20 protein-coding genes are annotated in these 19,806 nt (G+C 31.4%); 8 read left to right on the forward strand and 12 right to left on the reverse strand.

Going from position 1 to position 19,806, the window contains the following annotated elements; translation table 11 throughout:
• Positions 1-208: 208 nt before the first annotated feature.
• The 4 genes from mcrC to KA893_RS07580 form a co-directional block, all read right to left on the reverse strand.
• Positions 209-1,243 carry a 5-methylcytosine-specific restriction endonuclease system specificity protein McrC gene (gene mcrC / locus KA893_RS07565; protein ID WP_069794993.1) on the reverse strand — a complete coding sequence of 345 codons (1,035 nt, stop codon included), beginning with the start codon at positions 1,241-1,243 and terminating at the stop codon, positions 209-211.
• Positions 1,240-3,378 (reverse strand): AAA family ATPase, encoded by a 2,139-nt coding sequence (locus KA893_RS07570; protein WP_194375884.1) that lies wholly within the window; start codon positions 3,376-3,378, stop codon positions 1,240-1,242. The genes mcrC and KA893_RS07570 overlap by 4 nt, the downstream gene beginning before the upstream one ends.
• A gap of 678 nt (positions 3,379-4,056) precedes the next feature.
• Positions 4,057-4,602, reverse strand: coding sequence for a YdhK family protein (locus KA893_RS07575; protein WP_037537668.1), 546 nt, complete (start codon positions 4,600-4,602; stop codon positions 4,057-4,059).
• A 17-nt stretch (positions 4,603-4,619) separates the two neighbouring features.
• Positions 4,620-6,680: a heavy metal translocating P-type ATPase gene (locus KA893_RS07580; protein WP_210125653.1), complete on the reverse strand. Its 2,061-nt coding sequence runs from the start codon at positions 6,678-6,680 to the stop codon at positions 4,620-4,622.
• Between the two features lie 268 nt (positions 6,681-6,948).
• Here KA893_RS07580 and KA893_RS07585 point away from each other — a divergent pair, with 268 nt between their 5' ends.
• From KA893_RS07585 to chrA, 5 genes are all read left to right on the forward strand, one after another.
• Entirely contained in the window at positions 6,949-7,266 is a 318-nt protein-coding gene (locus KA893_RS07585; RefSeq protein ID WP_011274435.1) for an ArsR/SmtB family transcription factor, read from the forward strand.
• A complete protein-coding gene (arsB, locus tag KA893_RS07590; protein ID WP_194375889.1) occupies positions 7,263-8,555 on the forward strand; it encodes an arsenite efflux transporter membrane subunit ArsB in 1,293 nt (430 codons plus the stop codon). Before KA893_RS07585 ends, arsB begins: the two co-directional genes overlap by 4 nt.
• Before the next feature lie 17 nt (positions 8,556-8,572).
• The gene (gene arsC / locus KA893_RS07595) at positions 8,573-8,974 is read left to right on the forward strand and encodes an arsenate reductase (thioredoxin) (RefSeq protein WP_107577483.1); all 402 of its coding nucleotides are present in this window, start codon (positions 8,573-8,575) and stop codon (positions 8,972-8,974) included.
• Between the two features lie 125 nt (positions 8,975-9,099).
• Complete coding sequence (locus KA893_RS07600; protein WP_107577482.1) at positions 9,100-9,402, forward strand: PadR family transcriptional regulator; 303 nt, start codon at positions 9,100-9,102, stop codon at positions 9,400-9,402.
• 10 nt (positions 9,403-9,412) lie between these two features.
• On the forward strand, positions 9,413-10,576 hold the full coding sequence (gene chrA, locus KA893_RS07605) for a chromate efflux transporter (protein ID WP_107577481.1): 1,164 nt from the start codon (positions 9,413-9,415) through the stop codon (positions 10,574-10,576).
• 192 nt (positions 10,577-10,768) lie between these two features.
• Here chrA and cstB read toward each other — a convergent pair whose 3' ends face one another.
• Both cstB and cstA read right to left on the reverse strand, forming a co-directional pair.
• Positions 10,769-12,103: an MBL fold metallo-hydrolase gene (cstB, locus tag KA893_RS07610; RefSeq protein WP_204977079.1), complete on the reverse strand. Its 1,335-nt coding sequence runs from the start codon at positions 12,101-12,103 to the stop codon at positions 10,769-10,771.
• Positions 12,104-12,131: 28 nt separating this feature from the next.
• Entirely contained in the window at positions 12,132-13,199 is a 1,068-nt protein-coding gene (cstA, locus tag KA893_RS07615; RefSeq protein WP_210125655.1) for a persulfide response sulfurtransferase CstA, read from the reverse strand.
• A gap of 137 nt (positions 13,200-13,336) precedes the next feature.
• Here cstA and cstR point away from each other — a divergent pair, with 137 nt between their 5' ends.
• Positions 13,337-13,597, forward strand: a complete 261-nt coding sequence (gene cstR, locus KA893_RS07620) for a persulfide-sensing transcriptional repressor CstR (protein WP_012816717.1) — start codon at positions 13,337-13,339, stop codon at positions 13,595-13,597.
• Positions 13,597-14,352, forward strand: a complete 756-nt coding sequence (locus KA893_RS07625; RefSeq protein ID WP_210125657.1) for a sulfite exporter TauE/SafE family protein — start codon at positions 13,597-13,599, stop codon at positions 14,350-14,352. The genes cstR and KA893_RS07625 overlap by 1 nt, the downstream gene beginning before the upstream one ends.
• A 129-nt stretch (positions 14,353-14,481) precedes the next feature.
• Here KA893_RS07625 and KA893_RS07630 read toward each other — a convergent pair whose 3' ends face one another.
• From KA893_RS07630 to KA893_RS07640, 3 genes are all read right to left on the reverse strand, one after another.
• A complete protein-coding gene (locus tag KA893_RS07630) occupies positions 14,482-15,450 on the reverse strand; it encodes an NAD-dependent formate dehydrogenase (RefSeq protein ID WP_210125659.1) in 969 nt (322 codons plus the stop codon).
• Between the two features lie 168 nt (positions 15,451-15,618).
• Positions 15,619-16,011 carry a Na-translocating system protein MpsC family protein gene (locus KA893_RS07635; protein WP_228482819.1) on the reverse strand — a complete coding sequence of 131 codons (393 nt, stop codon included), beginning with the start codon at positions 16,009-16,011 and terminating at the stop codon, positions 15,619-15,621.
• Between the two features lie 38 nt (positions 16,012-16,049).
• Positions 16,050-16,670, reverse strand: a complete 621-nt coding sequence (locus tag KA893_RS07640) for a phosphatase PAP2 family protein (RefSeq protein ID WP_210125661.1) — start codon at positions 16,668-16,670, stop codon at positions 16,050-16,052.
• 212 nt (positions 16,671-16,882) lie between these two features.
• Here KA893_RS07640 and KA893_RS07645 point away from each other — a divergent pair, with 212 nt between their 5' ends.
• Positions 16,883-17,488, forward strand: coding sequence for a class I SAM-dependent methyltransferase (locus KA893_RS07645; protein ID WP_210125663.1), 606 nt, complete (start codon positions 16,883-16,885; stop codon positions 17,486-17,488).
• Between the two features lie 3 nt (positions 17,489-17,491).
• Here the strand turns inward: KA893_RS07645 and add are convergent, their stop codons facing one another.
• From add to cysC, 3 genes are all read right to left on the reverse strand, one after another.
• On the reverse strand, positions 17,492-18,466 hold the full coding sequence (gene add, locus KA893_RS07650; RefSeq protein WP_194379005.1) for an adenosine deaminase: 975 nt from the start codon (positions 18,464-18,466) through the stop codon (positions 17,492-17,494).
• Positions 18,467-18,890: 424 nt separating this feature from the next.
• The gene (locus KA893_RS07655; protein ID WP_002484333.1) at positions 18,891-19,139 is read right to left on the reverse strand and encodes a hypothetical protein; all 249 of its coding nucleotides are present in this window, start codon (positions 19,137-19,139) and stop codon (positions 18,891-18,893) included.
• A gap of 50 nt (positions 19,140-19,189) precedes the next feature.
• On the reverse strand, positions 19,190-19,804 hold the full coding sequence (gene cysC, locus KA893_RS07660) for an adenylyl-sulfate kinase (RefSeq protein ID WP_002484334.1): 615 nt from the start codon (positions 19,802-19,804) through the stop codon (positions 19,190-19,192).
• Positions 19,805-19,806 lie beyond the last annotated feature (2 nt).

Genomic DNA, 19,806 nt, shown 5'->3' on the forward strand with positions numbered 1-19,806 from the left:
AACTTAATGAGTAGGGGTTGTCTAATTTTACTTATGTCCTGTTGGTATATAATCTTAGCAGTAAATTTGGTCAACTCTTGCGAGAAATCCACTAGACGAAGACTATAGACTAAGAAATTAGTCGTGGAAAAGTGAGCACAAAACTGTTAAAAAGTAGAAGTCTATAAATATAGTACTAGTTATAAAACATAATTAGCCTAACAGTATATCAAATTTTAAAATATTCAAGTACTATTTGGTTCAATTGTTCTGAAACTTGAACAAAGTCGCAATTTAGATCTAATGTTTTCACACTAATATGATTTCCGCTCATTTGATAATTATTGTCGGGAACTACTTTTTCATCAGTTTTAGCATAAAGTAACATTCCTGAAACTTTGGCTGACTTTTCTTTTAAACCAATATCTAGGTTTTTAACATAGGTGAAAATTTGATATAGATTTCCTGAATGAATTTTATTAACACCATAGTTACTTTGTAATGTTTTAGTATAATACTTCGTATCAATAATTAAATATTTATTATTACATGATAGGATAATATCGGTCTTCATCACAGGTAACATATCCCTAATTCCATCATCCACCATCCAAGGAATATAGGACGCTGTGACTGTTAATTGTGGAAATTCTTTTTTGTAATACTCAAAGATGAATTTTTCAAATAAACGTGAAAGTTGTTGCTCATCTGAGTAATCCATTAGTTGATTACTTCCATCTTTTTTTGACTGTAGTAATCCTTTAATAATTAGATAACATATAGACGTTAACATTTTATATGTTTGATTATTACGAGTAAATTGTAAATTCCAATTGATATTATGTTTTTCTAATGTATCTACTTTGTCAAAAAATAATAATAACTTTTTAATTTTTTTCTTTCTCTCATTTGAAATTTCAGTTTTAAGTAACAAAATCATAGTTGTTTTTATTATCTTATTCATATACATATTAATCGAAAACTCATCATATGAACAATTGAGCTTCTGATTCATGATATCTAGATTTTTAATAGATTCAGTGATATTAATTTTGCCTCGAACCATTTTCAAAGATTCTTTTTCTTCTACGTATTCATGATGTAAGCCACGTTTTAGTTGAATAGATACACCCTTAATTAAAATAGCTGCATACAAATCAATTGCATTCTCAAAATCTTCCGTCGCGACTTTACGGTAACCTTTTTCATTTAGTACTTTATATGCATATGACAACATATAATATACATTCTTAATAGCTATCATTGAATAGCTCCTCTTAATTTTTCAGACCATGAATCTACCTTATCTGGTTCATCAAACCAATATTCATTTATTAACGGAATAATTTCATATTCTACTATATTCTCTAATTCATAGTCAGTAACATTTGATAAGTTGCAGAAATAACTATGGCCAATAATAAATCCTTCACCAAGTGACTCATCTCTTTTAATTTCAGAGTTCAAATTTAAAATACATTGAATAAGAGAATCAAATTTAGCACTAGCTAGCTTTTCTTGATATAACCTAAATCCTGTTGTCATAAATCCTGTTGTCATATTATAAAAGGCAAATCGTCTACGCAATGCATAATCTAACATTGCTAAACTGCGATCAGCTGTATTCATCATTCCAAGAATATAAATATTTGGAGGGACAGAAAACTTTTCGTCTGCGTATAATAACTGAAGTTCTGTTCCGCGTTTATCATTCTCTATTAACATGAATAGTTCTCCTAAAATCTTACTTAGATTTCCACGGTTAATTTCATCAATAATAAAGAAATAATCATTTTCTATATCATTTTCTGCTCGTTTACAAAAATTGTAGAATGTACCTTTACGGAGTTCGAATCCTGATTCTGTTGGTCTAAACCCCATAACAAAATCTTCATAAGAATAATTTTGATGAAATTGAACCATTTGAACACGTTTTTTATCCTTTACTCCCATCATTGAATAAGCTAGTCGTTTAGCTACAAAAGTCTTACCAACACCTGGAGCGCCTTGTAAAATAACATTTTTCTTTCTTCTAACTAAATTTACTAACTTAAGATAATCCTCTTCTTCCATAAATACATCATTTAAAAAATGATTTCTATCATAATTTGGTAAGACTATTTCTGTTTCATCTTCTATATCAATTTTATCTTCTTCAAATAATTTTTTAAGATTTTCAACAAAATCATTATATGGTGTAATATTGGTTAAAGTTTTAGGGGCTGGTTTTATAGAAGTGATCCATTCTCCTTTATCTTTCCAATCGACTGTACGTATATTTTTAAATTCTTGATTTGGATGATACTCATGTTCAGAAGTAACTATTCCCCAGCCAATTATTTGTTTTTGGCCTTTTTTAACATAAACAATATCTCCAATTTTCATTTCATTAGTAAATTGCCAAATAGCATTCGTAATATTAATATAGTTGTTTGTATTTCCATTAATTTCTTGTAATTTTTCTTTCATGTCTCCTCTACTTGTATACTTTGAAAAATCTTCTAATTCTTCCCAACCTATCGCCATAAGTCCTTTTTTATAAAACGCATCCCAATTAATTGCTTGCGACCCTGGTGAAAATATCCAATAATTCATTGATTCAACATCTTTATCTGCATCTGTTGTTTCAATTTTATTCTTTTTTTGTAAATTAATTTTTTCAGAATAAAGCCAAGCATCGTAACTCAATTCAATAAAGTTATCAATTAAAATTTCTTCATTTGAAAGATAATCTTGTATGTTATCAATTATTTCTATGTACTCTTCACCTGATAATTTGCCATTTATTCTGGGTAACTTATTTATTGTTTCACCAGTAATTTTACCAGATTCATATATATACCATCTAGAACGAGAATCGAGATTGATAAATTTCTCTGGAGCAATCCAGTATAAACCACTTGTCAATTTACTATTATGAATTCCTTTTTTGGACATAACTTTATCAAAATATTCTATGAATTTTTCTTGAGAAGTAGATGTAGGATCCTTAGCAAATTCTAATGCTGCCTTAAATAGCATCCATAGTTCATCAATATCATTTTTATTGCGATCACCTTTAAAATAATAAAATGTAGCTCCCATATTATTAATAGTTGGAACACTATCAAAACTATTTGGTAAATCTGCCTTAATTTCGAAAAGTTCTGCTATTGCTTCCAACACTTTTATCTTATTTGATAAATTGAAACTGCTTTTATTAAATAAAGCAAACACTGTAAATGGGTCTATATCTGTTAAATCATTATTTCTCTCTAAAGTGGGTAGTTTAATTTCAGTCATTTTATATATTTTTTTAACTTTTTCAATTAATTCCTTACGATTTTCATGATAATCTAATAGTTTTACAGCCAATTCTTTATAAAAATCAACCCACGTTATATCTATTGCACTTTTCATTAAATTATCCCCCTATAAATATCATTACGCTAGTTTTCTAATTTAAATTTTCTTTTATTAAATCAAACATAACATATGATTGGTATTGAAATTCTTTAGTTTCTATCATAAGTAAAAGTATGCTCAAAGCCACAATACTTTGTTTTTGTTCTATATTCTCAAGAGAAATTTCTTAAGATACAAATAATAAAGTTATACTATTATTATGATATGCTAAGTTTCTAACAATTGATTTAATTTTATATTCAAAAATAAATTAGAACATGAATCGATTTAATGTCTATGGTTTTCATATCTTTAAATTTCATTTTAACCTCAATAGTTTTATCATGGTCTTTACAAATCATTTTAGTTTTATTTATTATAACTCTCAAGCAAACATAAATACTCTTATTAAAACCGCAGACTATATGATGCGTTCAAAATCCATTAGCAGAGGCACTGAAAAAACCGCATCACTTGTGATATGCTTCTGCGTATCGGTTAATGATGCGGTTTTTAATTATATAATTTCATTTAATAAGGTAATGAACAGTTTTTTGATAAATGTTATTCTTCTAAAATTCTTTTTAATTTACACACTAAAAAATATCCTCCTTAACAATAATAAGTTATTTAAATTATTGATTAAGGAGGATAACTTTATATCTATTTATTTCTCAATCTAGAACTAGATTTTTATCGTGCTTTCAGTTCATTTCCTGTCATCCATTTATGATTTTTAATGATTTTACCATTATCTTTGGATTTGTAATCAACTACGTAAACAGTAGTCTTTTTCACGTTATCTATATTGGCTGTAGCACCTTTCATACCAGACATATGACTTGCTTCTAATTTAACAGTATCGCCCTTACTAAATCCATCTTTAGGTGCATCTTTGATCTCTTCGTTTACGACCCATTTATGATTGTTTACTTTTTCATTTCCATTTGTGGGTTTATAACTTACAACATAAGCATATGTTTTATACGCACCTTTTACAGTAGCTTCTGCACCTTTCATACCTGGCATATGCCCTGCTGTAATCGTTACTTTATCTCCTACTTTAAATTCACCCTCATTAGTCGATTTCATACCTTCAGGAACTTTACTTTCATCATTATGCTTCATATGGCTCTCACTTTTTTGGTCATTAGTGTCTTTATCTTTTTCATCATTATTGGAGCAAGCTGATAATATTAGTAATGATCCTAATATCATAAAAAATAATTTTTTAATCATAATAAAACTCCTATCTTTTATTTTAATTTTAATGTAAAGGCATTAATTGCAACAATAACCGTACTTAGCGACATTAAAATAGCACCTATTGCAGGTGATAAAATCAAGCCGATAAATGCTAAAATACCAGCTGCTAAAGGTACAGCAACAATATTATAACCTGCACCCCACCATAAGTTTTGCACCATTTTTCTCATAGTATTATTTGAGAGGGTCAAGAAATGGATAATATCTGATGGATTACTTTTAACGAGTATAATATCAGCTGACTCAACTGCTACATCTGTACCTGCACCAATTGCTATACCAATATCCGCTCTTATAAGACTCGGCGCATCGTTGATACCGTCTCCGACCATCATGACTTTATTACCGCCACTTTGATAATCTTTTATAATGCTTTCCTTATCTTCTGGCATGAGTTGTGCGTGGACATCACTAATACCTAATTCTTTTGCGACAGCGTGTGCCACTTCATTATTGTCACCTGTAAGCATGACTGGTGTAATATTTCTTGATAGTAAATCAGCTACCATTTGTTTTGAGCTTTCTTTAATTTGATCTCCTTGAGCAATCATGCCAATGACTTGTTGATCCTCAATTAAATAACTGATTGAATTACCTTGTTGAGCTAATTTAGTAAACAAGTCATCGTCATAATTAAGTTTATGTTTATCAAGATAAGAGACATTTGTTATTTTATATGTTTTATTATCAATTAGACCTTCTAATCCGACACCTGGAATATTATTAACGTCTTGTGGGTTAGTAAATGAAACATTTTTACTTTTCGCAAAATCAACAATACTTATAGCTAATGGGTGATTAGATTGACTTTCTAATGAGGCGAAAAGGCTTAATATTGTATCATTACTCAAATCATTTTTAAAGCTCTCATAATGATTCACAGAAAAGTTACCCTCAGTTAAAGTACCAGTTTTGTCCATCATTACATAATCGATATGTTGAGCTATTTCTACAGACTCTCTATTTTTAATAATTAAACCATTATGTGCACCAATTGAAGTAGAACGTGCAGTGACTAAAGGTATTGCCAAGCCTAAAGCATGTGGACAAGCAATGACTAACACAGTTACAAGACGTTCGAGTGCAAAATCAACATCATTTTGAATGAGCATCCAGACAATAAAAGAAATCACGCCAACACTTACAGCAAAGTAGAATAAATAACCCGCCACTTTATCAGATAACAATTCAGCACTAGATTTATCATTTTGTGCTTGATTAACAAGTCCCATAACTTGAGAAAGATATCCATCTTCTCCCACAGCTGTAACCTTGACTTGTATTGTTCCAGACCCATTAATAGAACCCCCGATGACGTTGTCATTTTGATTTTTTTGTACTTTTTTAGATTCTCCAGTGACTAGGGATTCATCTATAGATGTTTGTCCTTGAACGATAATACCATCTGTTGGAATGCTTTCTCCGGCTTTTACTTCGACGATATCATCAGTCATGATGTCTGATATTTTAACTTCTTCGCGTTGGCCATTATCCATAACTTTAATAGCACTATTAGGTAACAGTTCTGCCATTTTCTTTAAAGCATCTCCAGCATTTCCGACAGCATTCATTTCTATCCAATATCCTAATAGCATAATTAAAATTAAGGTTGCTAATTCCCAAAAAAAGTCCATTGTATGACCAGTTGCACTACTAAAGTTATTCATATAAAAAGCATACAAGCTATAAATATAAGCTACTGAAATACCTAGGGCAACTAAGGTCATCATGCCTGGTTTTTTTGTAGCAATTTCATCTTTACCACCAGACAAGAACGGTTTACCACCATAAAAGAATAAAATTGTACTTAATATTAACACTACCCATTCAGAACCTGGAAATGTGAATTGAAAAGGTAAGTTAACACCCATCATTGGCGATAAAAGAATGATAGGTATTGCAAAAATTAATGAAACAAAAAACTTAACTTTAAAATTTCCATGATGATGTGCATGGCCACTATGATGATGTGAGGCATGGTTATCATGATGCATGTGATTGGAATGATTCATGTGATTTTGATGATTATGCTCTTCACCATTATTATTCAAATTAACCCCTCCTATTTATGAAAATATTATATTAGCTATACTTATACTATAACACATACCTCCTAGGGGTATAAATGTTTTCGATTTATCTCCATTTATGGATTTATTTATATCATTCCGAAAATGATGTCTCCACGTCCTACATTAGACCTTGTCATCGATGTTTAAAACAAGGTTTTAATTAAATGTATTATTGCAAAAAGCATTATCTATATAGATAATTGTCTATATAGATGATAATCTATAATAAAGGAGGGATGACATCCATATGTCTTATAAGGAACTATCATTACAATTAAAAATTTTATCGGATCCAAGTCGATTAGAAATATTAGACTTATTATCTTGCGGTGAATTATGTGCTTGTGATTTATTAGCGTATTTTCAATTTTCACAACCTACATTAAGTCATCATATGAAAATTCTAGTAGATAATGAATTAGTATCTACACGAAAAGACGGTACTAAGCGCATGTACCGACTTAATCATAAGTCCTTAGATTCAATCAACAATGAATTAACTTATATTAGCTCTCCTACTCAACAATGTATGTGTAAAAAGATAAAGACAGGTGAATGTACATAATGACTATTCTAGCGATTATTATTTTTCTTTTAACTCTCATGTTTGTTATTTGGCAACCTAAGGGGTTAGATATTGGTATTACAGCATTGTTTGGTGCTATCATCGCTATTATTACAGGCGTTGTCAGTCTCTCGGATGTTATTGAAGTTACAGGGATTGTTTGGAATGCGACGTTAACCTTTGTCGCTGTTATACTCATTTCATTAATTTTAGATGAAATTGGATTTTTCGAATGGGCAGCTATACATATGGTCAGAGCTTCAAATGGTCATGGGTTTAAAATGTTTGTCTACATTATGTTGTTAGGCGCTATTGTAGCAGCATTTTTCGCAAATGATGGTGCAGCTTTAATCTTAACTCCTATTGTATTAGCGATGGTAAGAAATCTAGGGTTTAATAAAAAAGTTATTTTCCCATTCATCATTGCCAGTGGCTTTATCGCTGATACTACATCACTACCCTTAATTGTAAGTAACTTAGTTAATATCGTTTCTGCAGATTACTTCGATATTGGATTTATTGAATATTTTAGTCGAATGATTATTCCTAATATATTCTCTCTGATTGCTAGTATTCTCGTTTTATGGTTATATTTCAGAAAATCTATACCTAAAACGTTCTATACAGAAAATCTTTCACATCCTAAAAATGCAATTAAAGATTCTAAATTATTTAAGATTTCATGGATTGTATTAGCAATACTACTTGTGGGTTATCTTGTTAGTGAGTTTATACAAATACCTGTATCAATCATTGCTGGTATTATTGCTATTATCTTTGTACTGTTAGCTCGCAATTCCGAAGCTGTGCATACGAAACAAGTAATTAAAGGTGCACCATGGAATATTGTCCTATTTTCAATTGGTATGTATTTAGTCGTATTCGGCTTGAAAAACGTAGGCATCACCACAATTTTAGCTGATGCATTATCCAATATTTCAAGTTATGGACTATTCAGTAGTGTTATGGGCATGGGCTTTATATCTGCTTTGTTATCATCAATTATGAATAATATGCCTACAGTTTTAATAGATGCAATTGCTATCGGACAATCGAATGTAGTTGGAACAATTAAAGAAGGTATGGTTTATGCGAATGTCATAGGTTCTGATTTAGGACCTAAAATAACACCGATTGGTTCTTTAGCAACATTATTGTGGCTACATGTCTTAACACAAAAAGGTGTGAAGATTTCGTGGGGAACATACTTTAAAACTGGAATTATCATTACTATTCCAGTCCTATTTGTAACACTCTTAGGTTTATACCTTACACTAATCATATTTTAAGAAAAGAGGCTTTAATTATGGATAAGAAAACAATTTATTTTATATGTACTGGTAACTCTTGTCGTAGCCAAATGGCTGAAGGTTGGGGAAAGGAAATATTGGGTGAAGATTGGAATGTCTATTCTGCTGGTATTGAAACGCATGGTGTTAATCCTAAAGCAATAGAAGCTATGAAAGAAGTAGATATTGATATATCAAACCATACGTCAGACTTAATTGATAATGACATTTTAAAACAATCAGATTTGGTCGTAACGTTATGTAGCGATGCAGACAATAATTGTCCTATTTTACCACCAAACGTTAAAAAAGAGCATTGGGGTTTTGATGATCCAGCAGGTAAAGAATGGTCAGAATTCCAACGTGTTAGAAATGAAATAGGTAATACAATTAAAGATTTTAGTAAAAACATCAAGTAGATACTTGATGTTTTTTACTACTAGTTCACTGTTTTTAAACTTAATAAATTAATTGACAAGAATATTTACACACATTAAAATCGAATTACGATATCGTAATTCGATTTTAACTAAGGAGAGATATATTGAAAAGTAAAATACAACGAAAAATATTTTTAGGATTTATCTATATCCATATATTACATCATGCAAGTGAAGATAAAATATATGGGGCTTGGATGATTAAAGAATTAGAAGACCATGGATATGATATGAGTCCTGGTACCCTTTATCCAATATTCCATACACTAGAAAACGAGAACTTTTTAAAAAGTACAACGAAAACTGTAAATGGAAAAAGTAGAAAATACTATTCAATAACTCCAGAAGGTGAAAAGTTTTTAGAAGAATCTAGAGAAAAATTAAAAGAGTTAACTAACGAAATATAAGGAGATCTTTATGTATAAATATATAAATATTTTTTTTGTTGCATTAAAACTTGGTTTATTATCATTTGGTGGACCTACAGCCCATTTAGGCTATTTTTATGATGAATACGTAAAAAAAAGAAAATGGCTTGATGAAAAAGAGTACTCTGATTTGGTAGCACTGTGTCAGTTTTTACCTGGGCCAGCTAGTAGCCAAGTTGGTATTGGTATAGGAACTATAAGAGGAGGCATCGGCGGAGGTATTATCTCATTTATCGGATTTACAATCCCTTCTGTAATTATACTGATGATTTTTTCAACGTTATTTACAAATAGTGATGCGAATTTCACTTGGATGCAAGGTTTAAAACTAGTAGCTGTTGCTATTGTTGCCCAAGCAATTATAGGAATGGGAAAAAAATTAACAAATACTAAAACCACTATTGCATTGGCATTATTTGTTCTTATATTATCATTAGTAATAAATAATCTTTATATACAAGTCATTGCACTATCAATAACTGGTATATATGGTCTCATCTTTCTAAAACAAACTTCAACAGATAGAACTAAAACAAAAAACAAATCATTTAAGTTACCTAAAAAGTTAGGTTTTATTTCTTTATCATTATTCTTTTTACTATTAACTGTTTTACCTATAGCTAGTTCTATGACAAATAATCTATGGTTAAAAATGTTTGATAGTTTTTATAGGTCAGGTTCTTTAGTTTTTGGGGGAGGACATGTTGTTTTGCCTTTATTGAAAAATGAGTTTGTACCATCAGGATTAATATCACCCGATAACTTCATAACAGGTTATGCTGCTGCTCAAGCTGTACCCGGACCGTTATTTACGTTTGCTTCATATATTGGGATGTCTATAGAAGGTGTTGGAGGAGCAATACTGGCTACTATTGCTATTTTCCTACCAGCGTTTCTTTTGTTATTTGGAATTTTGCCATTCTGGGATAATATTAAATCTAATATTTATGCTGAAGGATTTTTAAAAGGAATAAGTGCAGGTGTAGTCGGTATTCTTATTGCTGCTTTTTATAACCCGATTTGGACTTCAACGATTAAATCAGAATTAGATTTTGCTTTAGCTAGCTCATTATTCGTATTCCTGGTGTATTATAAATTACCTTCCTGGTCTATTGTACTAATAGGCATTATAATAGGTATAATGTTTTACTAATCTTTCTCATTCATAATCAAAGAATAAATTTTATAAGTATAGTTATTAAAGTAACCATTATAAATTAAAATAATTGATTTCGTATAATTATAGTACTTTATCTCAATGTAAAAGATAGTAAAAAACCATTAATTATGTAGTGAGCCCAAAAAGTAAAACTTTTTGGGCTCACTACATTTCCACATCTTTAAATTATTTTAATGATTCTAGGAAATCTTGATAGCCTTCTCTAATATTTACAACATTTTCAAAGCCTTTATTTTCTAATATACCCACTGCTATTGAACTTCTAACACCTGACTGACAATGTACGTATATTTTATCCTTTTTATTAAATGGAATATTTTCATTTAATAATTTACCATGCGGAATATTGACTGCTTGATCTAAGTGCCCATTATTCCACTCTTCTTCATTACGTACGTCAAGTATATATTCTTCTTTACCAGTCATATCAATGCTATGGATGGATTGGGTTACAATTTCTGATTTTGGTAAACGATAACCTGCTACATTATCAAAGCCAATTAATTGTAAAGTATGTGTTGCTTGCTCAACGGTAGATTTATCACCAATTAAATCTATACTGTTTTCATAGTCTAAATACCAACCGATTTGGTTAATGAAGTTTTTGTTGTAAGGAATATTGATTGTACCTTCAGTATGACCGCCATGAAAGTCTTCTTTACTACGAAGATCAAAGGCTATTCTTACATTATCTAAACTAGGAAAAACATTGTATGGTTGATACATGTTCATACCAAACTGATTAATTTTTTTCATCTGTGCAAAGTGATGGGGTGGCGCTGGTTGATTTGATGTTAACGTTTCAACAAATTTAGATTCATCTGTCACATTAAATGCCCAGTTATTTATTTTTTCGTAACCTAGCGTAGACATTGGTATAGCACCTAATGCTTTACCACATGGGCTGCCAGCACCGTGTCCAGGCCATATTTGAATATAATCTGGTAAATCTTTAACACCTTCTATAGAATGATACATCTGTTTTGCACCAATCTCTGTAGTACCTTCCATTTGTACTGATTTTTCTAGTAAATCAGGTCTACCGATATCACCAACAAAAATAAAGTCACCACTAAATAAACCCATTGGAACACTTGAGCCGCCACCTTCATCTGTGAGTAAGAAACTAATACTCTCTGGGGTATGACCAGGTGTATGCAAGACTTCTAATTTAATATTACCTACTTGAATAATATCTTGATTTTTAACAAAATTTGTATGTTCCGGCATATTTTTATAACTTAACTGTTCATCACCTTCGCCAGATACATATATATTGGCGTTTAAACGTTCTGCCACGTCCCGAATTCCAGAAGCAAAATCAGCGTGAATATGTGTTTCTGCAGCTTGTGTAATTTTAAAACCTTCGCTATCTGCAACTTCCATATATTTTGTTAAATCACGAACAGGATCAATTACTATTGCCTCTCCTGTACGTTGACAGCCAACTAAATAAGATGCTTGAGATAAATGATTATCGTAAAATTGTTTGAAAAACATGATAAAACTCCTTTTTTAATAGATTTAATTAGATGAATAAATTATGATTCGCATTTTCTGTATCACCAATATAAGTACCTACTCCACCGTACTCAACTTCGTCTCTGAGCTCTTCTTTCTGAATTCCCATAACATCCATGCTCATCGTGCAAGCGATTAATTTGATATCTTGTTCGATAGCTTGATTGATAAGCGATGGTAATGAATCAACATTTTTCTTCTTCATTACATAGCGCATCATGATATTACCTAAACCAAACATATTCATTTTAGAAAGCGGCATGCGTAAAGGTGTTTTCGGCAACATCCAATCAAACATTTTTGCAATGCCTTTCTTTTTAACGTTAACTGTTTGCTCTTTTTTTAACGCGTTAAGTCCCCAAAAAGTAAAGAAGATAGTTACATCTCTTCCTGCAGCTCTAGCGCCATTTGCAATAATCATTGCTGCCACTGCTTTATCTAACTCTCCACTAAATAGTACAATTGTCGTACCTTTAGCAGTATGATTCACTTGTAAGTCTTTTGGTTTTTCTTTTTGAATGATAGCATTAATTCCATTATTACTTTCATCCAATTCAACTAACGTATGTCCTGTTTGTTTCACCCAGCTTTTAATGTCGCTAAGGAAACCAGGGTCAGTCACTGTAACTTCAATTTGCTCGCCTACTTCAATATTTTTCATTTCTTTACTGATATTTACAATTGGCCCTGGACATTGAAGACCACTATAGTTAAGTTGTTTACGCTCTGCTTTAATTTCTACATTTGTATTTTCTTCTAATGTATTATTATCTTCGTTTTTTTCTTCATATGCTTTATAGCCACCGTCTAAATTAACAATGTCGTAGCCTTGTTTAGCTAAATATTCGCTCGCTTTAGCACTTCTGGTACCACTTTTACAGTGTACAAAATAGGTTGTGTTTTTATCTTTATTGAACGATTCAATCTTATCTACAGGATGTAATGTCGCACCATTTATGTGTGCTAGCTCATATTCTTCTTCTGTTCTTACGTCAATCAGTTGACCTTGTGCACCTAATTTCTCTAATTCTTGTTTACTAAATTTGTTGATATGCTTTTCGTTATATTGTTTCATAATACCCTCCTTATAAATACCTATAGGGGTATGTTAACTGATTGTTTATAGCATGTCAAATACCCAATGGGGTATTTGACATTTTTGGCTCTATCTATTATTATGACTTTATTCAATTAAAAGTGGAGGAAATAACTATGCATTATGATAAAAAAATGATTAATCGTATTAATAGAATACAAGGTCAACTCAATGGCGTTATTAAAATGATGGAAGAAGAAAAAGATTGTAAAGATGTCATTACTCAAATCAGTGCATCAAAAAGTTCAATCCAACGTTTGATGGGGATTATCATTAGTGAAAATTTAATAGAATGTGTAAAGACAGCAGAGGATAATGGTGAAAATTCTGAAGAATTGATTAATGAAGCCGTTAACTTATTGGTAAAAAGTAAATAATGGATATTTCAAATGTTATTATGATGTTACTTATTGGGGTATTCGGAGGCTTTATTTCGGGTCTAGTAGGTATCGGTGGTGCTATCATTATTTATCCAGCTATTTTATTATTACCGCCACTATTTGGTGTTCCTGCATACAGTGCATACATCGCTTCAGGACTTACTTCCAGTCAAGTCTTTTTCAGTACTTTAAGTGGGTCATTAAAAGCGCGAAAAAAAACCGAATTCTCCCCACCATTAGTTATTTATATGAGTGGAGGTATGATTACAGGGAGCATGTTAGGCGCACTCCTAGCAAATTTATTTAATGCTGAATTTGTAAATGCAATATATATTATCATTGCTTTAATCGCATTAATTTTAATGTTTATTAACGTAAAACCGAATTTAAATCAGTCTTCCTTTAACAAACCATTATTAGTTATGGTTGGTCTTTTCGTTGGTATTATTTCGGGTATAGTAGGCGCAGGCGGCGCCTTTATTATTATTCCTATATTGCTAGTTTTATTCAAATTACCAATGAATACGGTAGTTGCTAATAGTATAGTAATTGCTTTTATATCTTCAATTGGCGCCTTTATCATTAAACTTATACAAGGTTACATTCCTTTAGAAGATGCGTTATTTTTAATAATAGGGAGTATTATTTTCGCTCCGTTAGGTTTAAAATTAGGTAAAAAAGTCCCTAGTTTTGTACAAAAGTGGATCATCAGTATTTTAATTATTATTGCGATTATTCAAATTGTTTTATAAATAAGAAATAGTAGTACTTCTCTTTCTTATTTATAAAGTTAAAAAATTCTCATATAGCAAGTAAATTGACAATTCAAGGTTGTTTAAAGATAAGCGAAAATAATTCATACAAAGAAAAGATTAGAAAAATCATAAATAACCTTCGTTATTGAAAAAACGCGTTAAGATATCTTTGACGCCTTCTTCAATACGCGCTTGTGCTTCTAAAGTCATACCTGAATAATGCACTGTCATACCATTTCTAGGCATCGTTCTCCATGGGTGATCTGCTGGTGCTGGTTGTGGATACCAAACATCACCTGCGTAACCTTGAATATGTTTCGCATTTAAGAGTTCCACTAAATCGTTTGTGTTTACAATTTTACCACGTGCAGTATTTACTAAATAGCTGCCAACTTTCATACGGCTTAACACATCATAATCAAATAAGTTATCTGTTTCAGGTGTTAAAGGCGTATGGATTGTAACCGCATCACTTGTTGATACTAATTCATCAAAATTAACAAAAGTAGAATGCTCATTATCTTTTTGATTGATTGGGTCATAGTGTTGGATTGTTACATTAAATGGCGCCAATCTTTCGGCTACAAGTTGGCCAATTCTACCGAAGCCAAAGATACCAATTGTTTTATTTTGTAATTCATGCGCATGGTTACCAACTTTTGATAAGTTCCATTCGCCATCTTTAGCTTGTCTATGACCTTCTTCGTAATTTCTCAATAAGATGAGTAAATCCATAACTGCATGTTCTGCAACACTGATTGTATTACTACCAGTGACTTCTACTACACCAATATTGTGTTCACTTGCCGCTTGTAAATCGACGTGGTCTGAACCTACTCCTGCAGTGATTGCTAATTTTAAATTAGGTGCTTTTTCAATACGTTCTTTCGTCATATATGCTGGATAAAATGGCGCACTAATAACGATATCCATATCTGCTAAATGTTTATCTAAATCAGCTTCATTATCTGTTAATATAACGAATTCGTGTCCTTTTTCTTCTAAAAATGGTTTCAAACCAATTGCTCTTTCAGTATTTAATAATTGATTATCTTCGCCTGCTACGGATTCTGGGAATAATGCTACGATTTTCATGCTTATCTCTCCTAATAATTTATTTTTAAAACTGTGCAATGTTACTGAACTTATGTGCATCTTCGAAGCAAAAAAATACTCGATACGATTTGCACATACCACCTCCTTGAATGAATCATTCAAAACGTAGTTAGCAAACAGCACCGAGTACCTTACACCATTCCGTATTTATTCAATTGATTTATCGAATACAAATATTGATACAACCTCATCATCGGCTAAATCAATATCTGTAAATAATTTAACAAATTTAGCTCCAACGAGCGTTTCCATTTCATCTAATTTAATATCGCTGTATAACTGTTTTATCTTTTCAGTGCGGTTATAGTGAAGCATGACTTCATTTTGTTTATCGCCTAAATAAAACTGTTCAACTTTACTTAACGCGCCCGTCATATAGGCAATAGCCCAGTTTCCTTTAAACGAAACTTGTACTTTCTCAGGCCCTTTACCTACATGTTGTTTACGATAAGAACGAATCAAATTTGAAAATTGTTGTTCTTTTTTATGTGATTCTATTTGACTCACCTTCTTCACAAAGTAATGAGTTATAGCTTTCATTTACTTATAATTCTATTATATATCAAGCAATTTAAAATTCAAGTGTTATTACTTTTTTTAAAAATCACACTAAAAATACCTTTAGTTTCAAATTCAATATATAGTGTTTGTATTAATATATACAATACACATAAACTAGCTATCGTATCTGTGAAATAATGTGCTTGTAAATAAATTCTAGATATCATAATTGATAAGATTAATATCGCGCCTATAAAGATGACAGACTTATGTTTCACTAATAATACAATCAAACTAACTAAGATACATACACTTAACACATGCATACTAGGAAAACTATAACCATCGATGGCCGCACTCGGTCTTGGACGTTGGATAGCATATTTTAAAAAAGTTCCAATAGCAAAGACACTAAAACACCAAAATCCATACCAAACACATTTAAATCTATCATAAATCAGTAAACCTAGTAATATGATTAACACCATACATAAACAAGATATAGGTGAAAATACTGTTGAAATCATTGTTAAATATTGAACGATTATCTCTGAAGACATCGTACGATGTAGTAATTGATATATGCTGGCATCCATATTTTCCGTTAAATTAAACGCAATGCATATAATTAGCATGATGAGACACAGACTGCCTACCGTCATTTTTAAATAATTATTCACGTTGACTGTTCCTTCCATTACACATTCTTCTATATATAATAGTAAACCAAGTATTTTAAATTTACTCAATCCTACTTTAGGCTTATAAATGTTAATATGATAAAATCATAAGATTTATAATGTATATGATTTTGAATAAAACGATTTGTATCCTTGCATGGTCTTATGCTAAAATCAATTAAAGACTTAATGTATCTATAATAACCATTAAATACTAAAGGAGTTTTACCTTGAATAAAGACCAGTTTGAACAAATGGCTCACAAGTATGACCACCCTGACAGAATTTACCTAGCACAAATCATTGCCCAAGCAACAAATCAATTGCTCAATCATACAACTTACCATTCGTTATTAGATTACGGTGGTGGCACTGGACTCGTAACATTAAATATAGATCATCACTTTGAACAAGTCACACTTATGGATGCCTCAACTCAAATGGTAAATATTTTTGATGAAAAAATATCAGCATTAGAAAAGACTTCTATTCAAACACTTGTCGGCGATATTTTGGCTGATGATCATCCATTAAACCAATCAACCTATGATGCCATTTTCTTATCTTTAGTCTTACTTCATAGTGGTGACTATAAAGCTTTATTGCATAAACTTTACACGCACCTCAATCCAGGAGGCATGCTGATTTTAGTTGATTTTGATAAAAATGAAAATGTTCAGCATCCAAAAGTTTACAATGGCTTTAAGCAATCTGATATTCTAGAAACCTTTGCTCAAATAGGTTTATCACAAACACAGGCTTATACATTTTATGCTGGTGATCATCTTTTTATGAATCAACATGCTAGTGTATTTATTGCTTCGGGTTTTAAATAATTTTTACATTTTTAAGTGTAACTGCTTTCTCTCTTCGTCACTTAAAAATGCATAGTCTACTGCTCTTTCATTAATATATTGAACTTGTTCTAATGTCATCATTTTATTTTCTATAAGTAAAGTATATTCTTCATTTAATGATGTCTGTGTAACGGTTCTATTATCTGTATTAATTAAAAAAGGTATATCTTGTTCTAGCAAATAAGGTAAATTTAATGCTTCTAACCCTGTAATGGCTTTGGTTTGAATATTACTTTTTGGACACATCTCTAAGAGTACGTCATTTTCTTTAACAAACTGCAATGATTGTTTATCTTGATTTATAGCAACACCATGTCCAATACGTTTCGAGCCTAATTTAATACCTTCTATCACATTATGCATACAACCGCACTCTCCAGCGTGTAGCGTAAGATTGAAACCTTTATCTAAGCCATATTTTATTGTATCTTCAATCGCTACAGTAGGAAATCCTACTTCAGGACCTGCAAAGTCAATGCCGCAAATTGCTTCATGATGATGTTGATGAATAAAATCAAAAAGTGCTTGGTTTTGTTCAGTATGATGTTGGCGCATCGCACATATTAACAAATTAACGCCTATCCCTAATGTATTAACCGCTTCATTAACACCTAACTCTACTGCTTCCAACACCTCTGTCATCGTTAACCCTTGATCCATATGAAATAATGGTGCGAAACGAATTTCAATATATTTCACATTATCGTTATATGCTTGCTTGGCAACATCTACAACCGCACGTTTCAAACTATCTTTTGTCTGAAGTACTTTTAATATTTCATCGAAACACTGTAAATAGTCATCTAAACTATCACACTGACTATTGACAAATAATTTTGATTCATCTAAGTTAACGCCTTGTTCATCTGCAAGTTGTCTAATCAATTCAACACTTGTTGAACCGTCTAGGTGACAATGTAATTCAACCTTGGCAATTTCTTCTATGGACTTATTCATGCTTAGAACCTACCTCTACCTACATTTGATTATGTTTAAAATTTATCTATTTACTATATCATGATGCATTTAACTTTGCTACGACTCAAATTACATGTCGACATAACGTTGAGCCATCATTTTTAATCAACTCATTTTAAGTTAAGTATAACCAAAAAGCAGTGTCTGATGATGTATAGTCATATAAATACAATGTATTTTGGGCGAGACGCTTGAAGGAACAGGACAAGCTAAAGACCTCAGACTGAAGCTGGATCCTTAGAAAGTGAGCCAACCATACGAAAAATTAAATAAAGAAGAAGCGCTCAGATCCATTGAATTAAATCACCTGAGCGCTTCTTTTTCTGGGGTTGATGTATCACTCCCCATTATTATACAATAAACATTATCTACATAGCTTGATAACATTGATTAAAAATAGACATCATATTTCACCTAAGTAACCTAATATGACTAGGGAAATACCTAAACCAACATAACTCATAATGAGTAGCGTGACAATAATTTTCAATTCAGTCAAAAAATATTTTCTATCTTGTCCTTTATTTACATGCCAAACACCTAAAACCACGACGAGTACAAAAATTATAATCAAACAATATGCAATTATATTTAAAATGCCCATATCAATGCCCCTTTGCGTACGATTCACATGTTGACCTTCTGTATGCATCAGTTATTTCGCACATCTCTATCACATTCTCCCAAACATCAATGCTTAACCTATACTGGTTTCACATCAAGATAGTCATGTACTTTTAAATAGTCAATAATTTGATTAACAACTGTTTCAATACTGTCTTGCTCTGTATCTATAATAATTTCTGGATTATTAGGCTCTTCATAAGGCGCATTGATTCCAGTAAATCCTTTAATTTCTCCGTTTCTTGCTTTTTGATACAATCCTTTAGGATCTCTAGATTCACACGTTTCTATACTACAAGACGTGTATATTTCGATAAATTCTTTGTCGTCTAATAAGTTTCGTACTTCATCTCGGTCAGCTTGATAGGGCGATATAAACGCTGTAATCGTAATTAATCCTGCATCGACCATGAGTTTACTTACTTCGCCAATACGACGTATATTCTCTTTTCGATCTTCCGGACTAAAGCCAAGATTGTTATTTAAGCCATGTCTGACATTATCTCCATCTAGTCGGTACGTATGTACTTGTTGTTGATATAATGCTTTTTCTAATGCTACTGATATCGTAGATTTACCAGAACCTGATAAACCCGTAAACCAGATGACAACACTGCGATGTTGATTACGTTGTTGTCTTTCTACTTTCGTAACTGCTGATTCATGCCATGTAATATGATTTGAAGTGGCCATGT

The organism is Staphylococcus sp. GDY8P126P, assembly GCF_017891965.1.
Lineage (GTDB): Bacteria > Bacillota > Bacilli > Staphylococcales > Staphylococcaceae > Staphylococcus > Staphylococcus saprophyticus.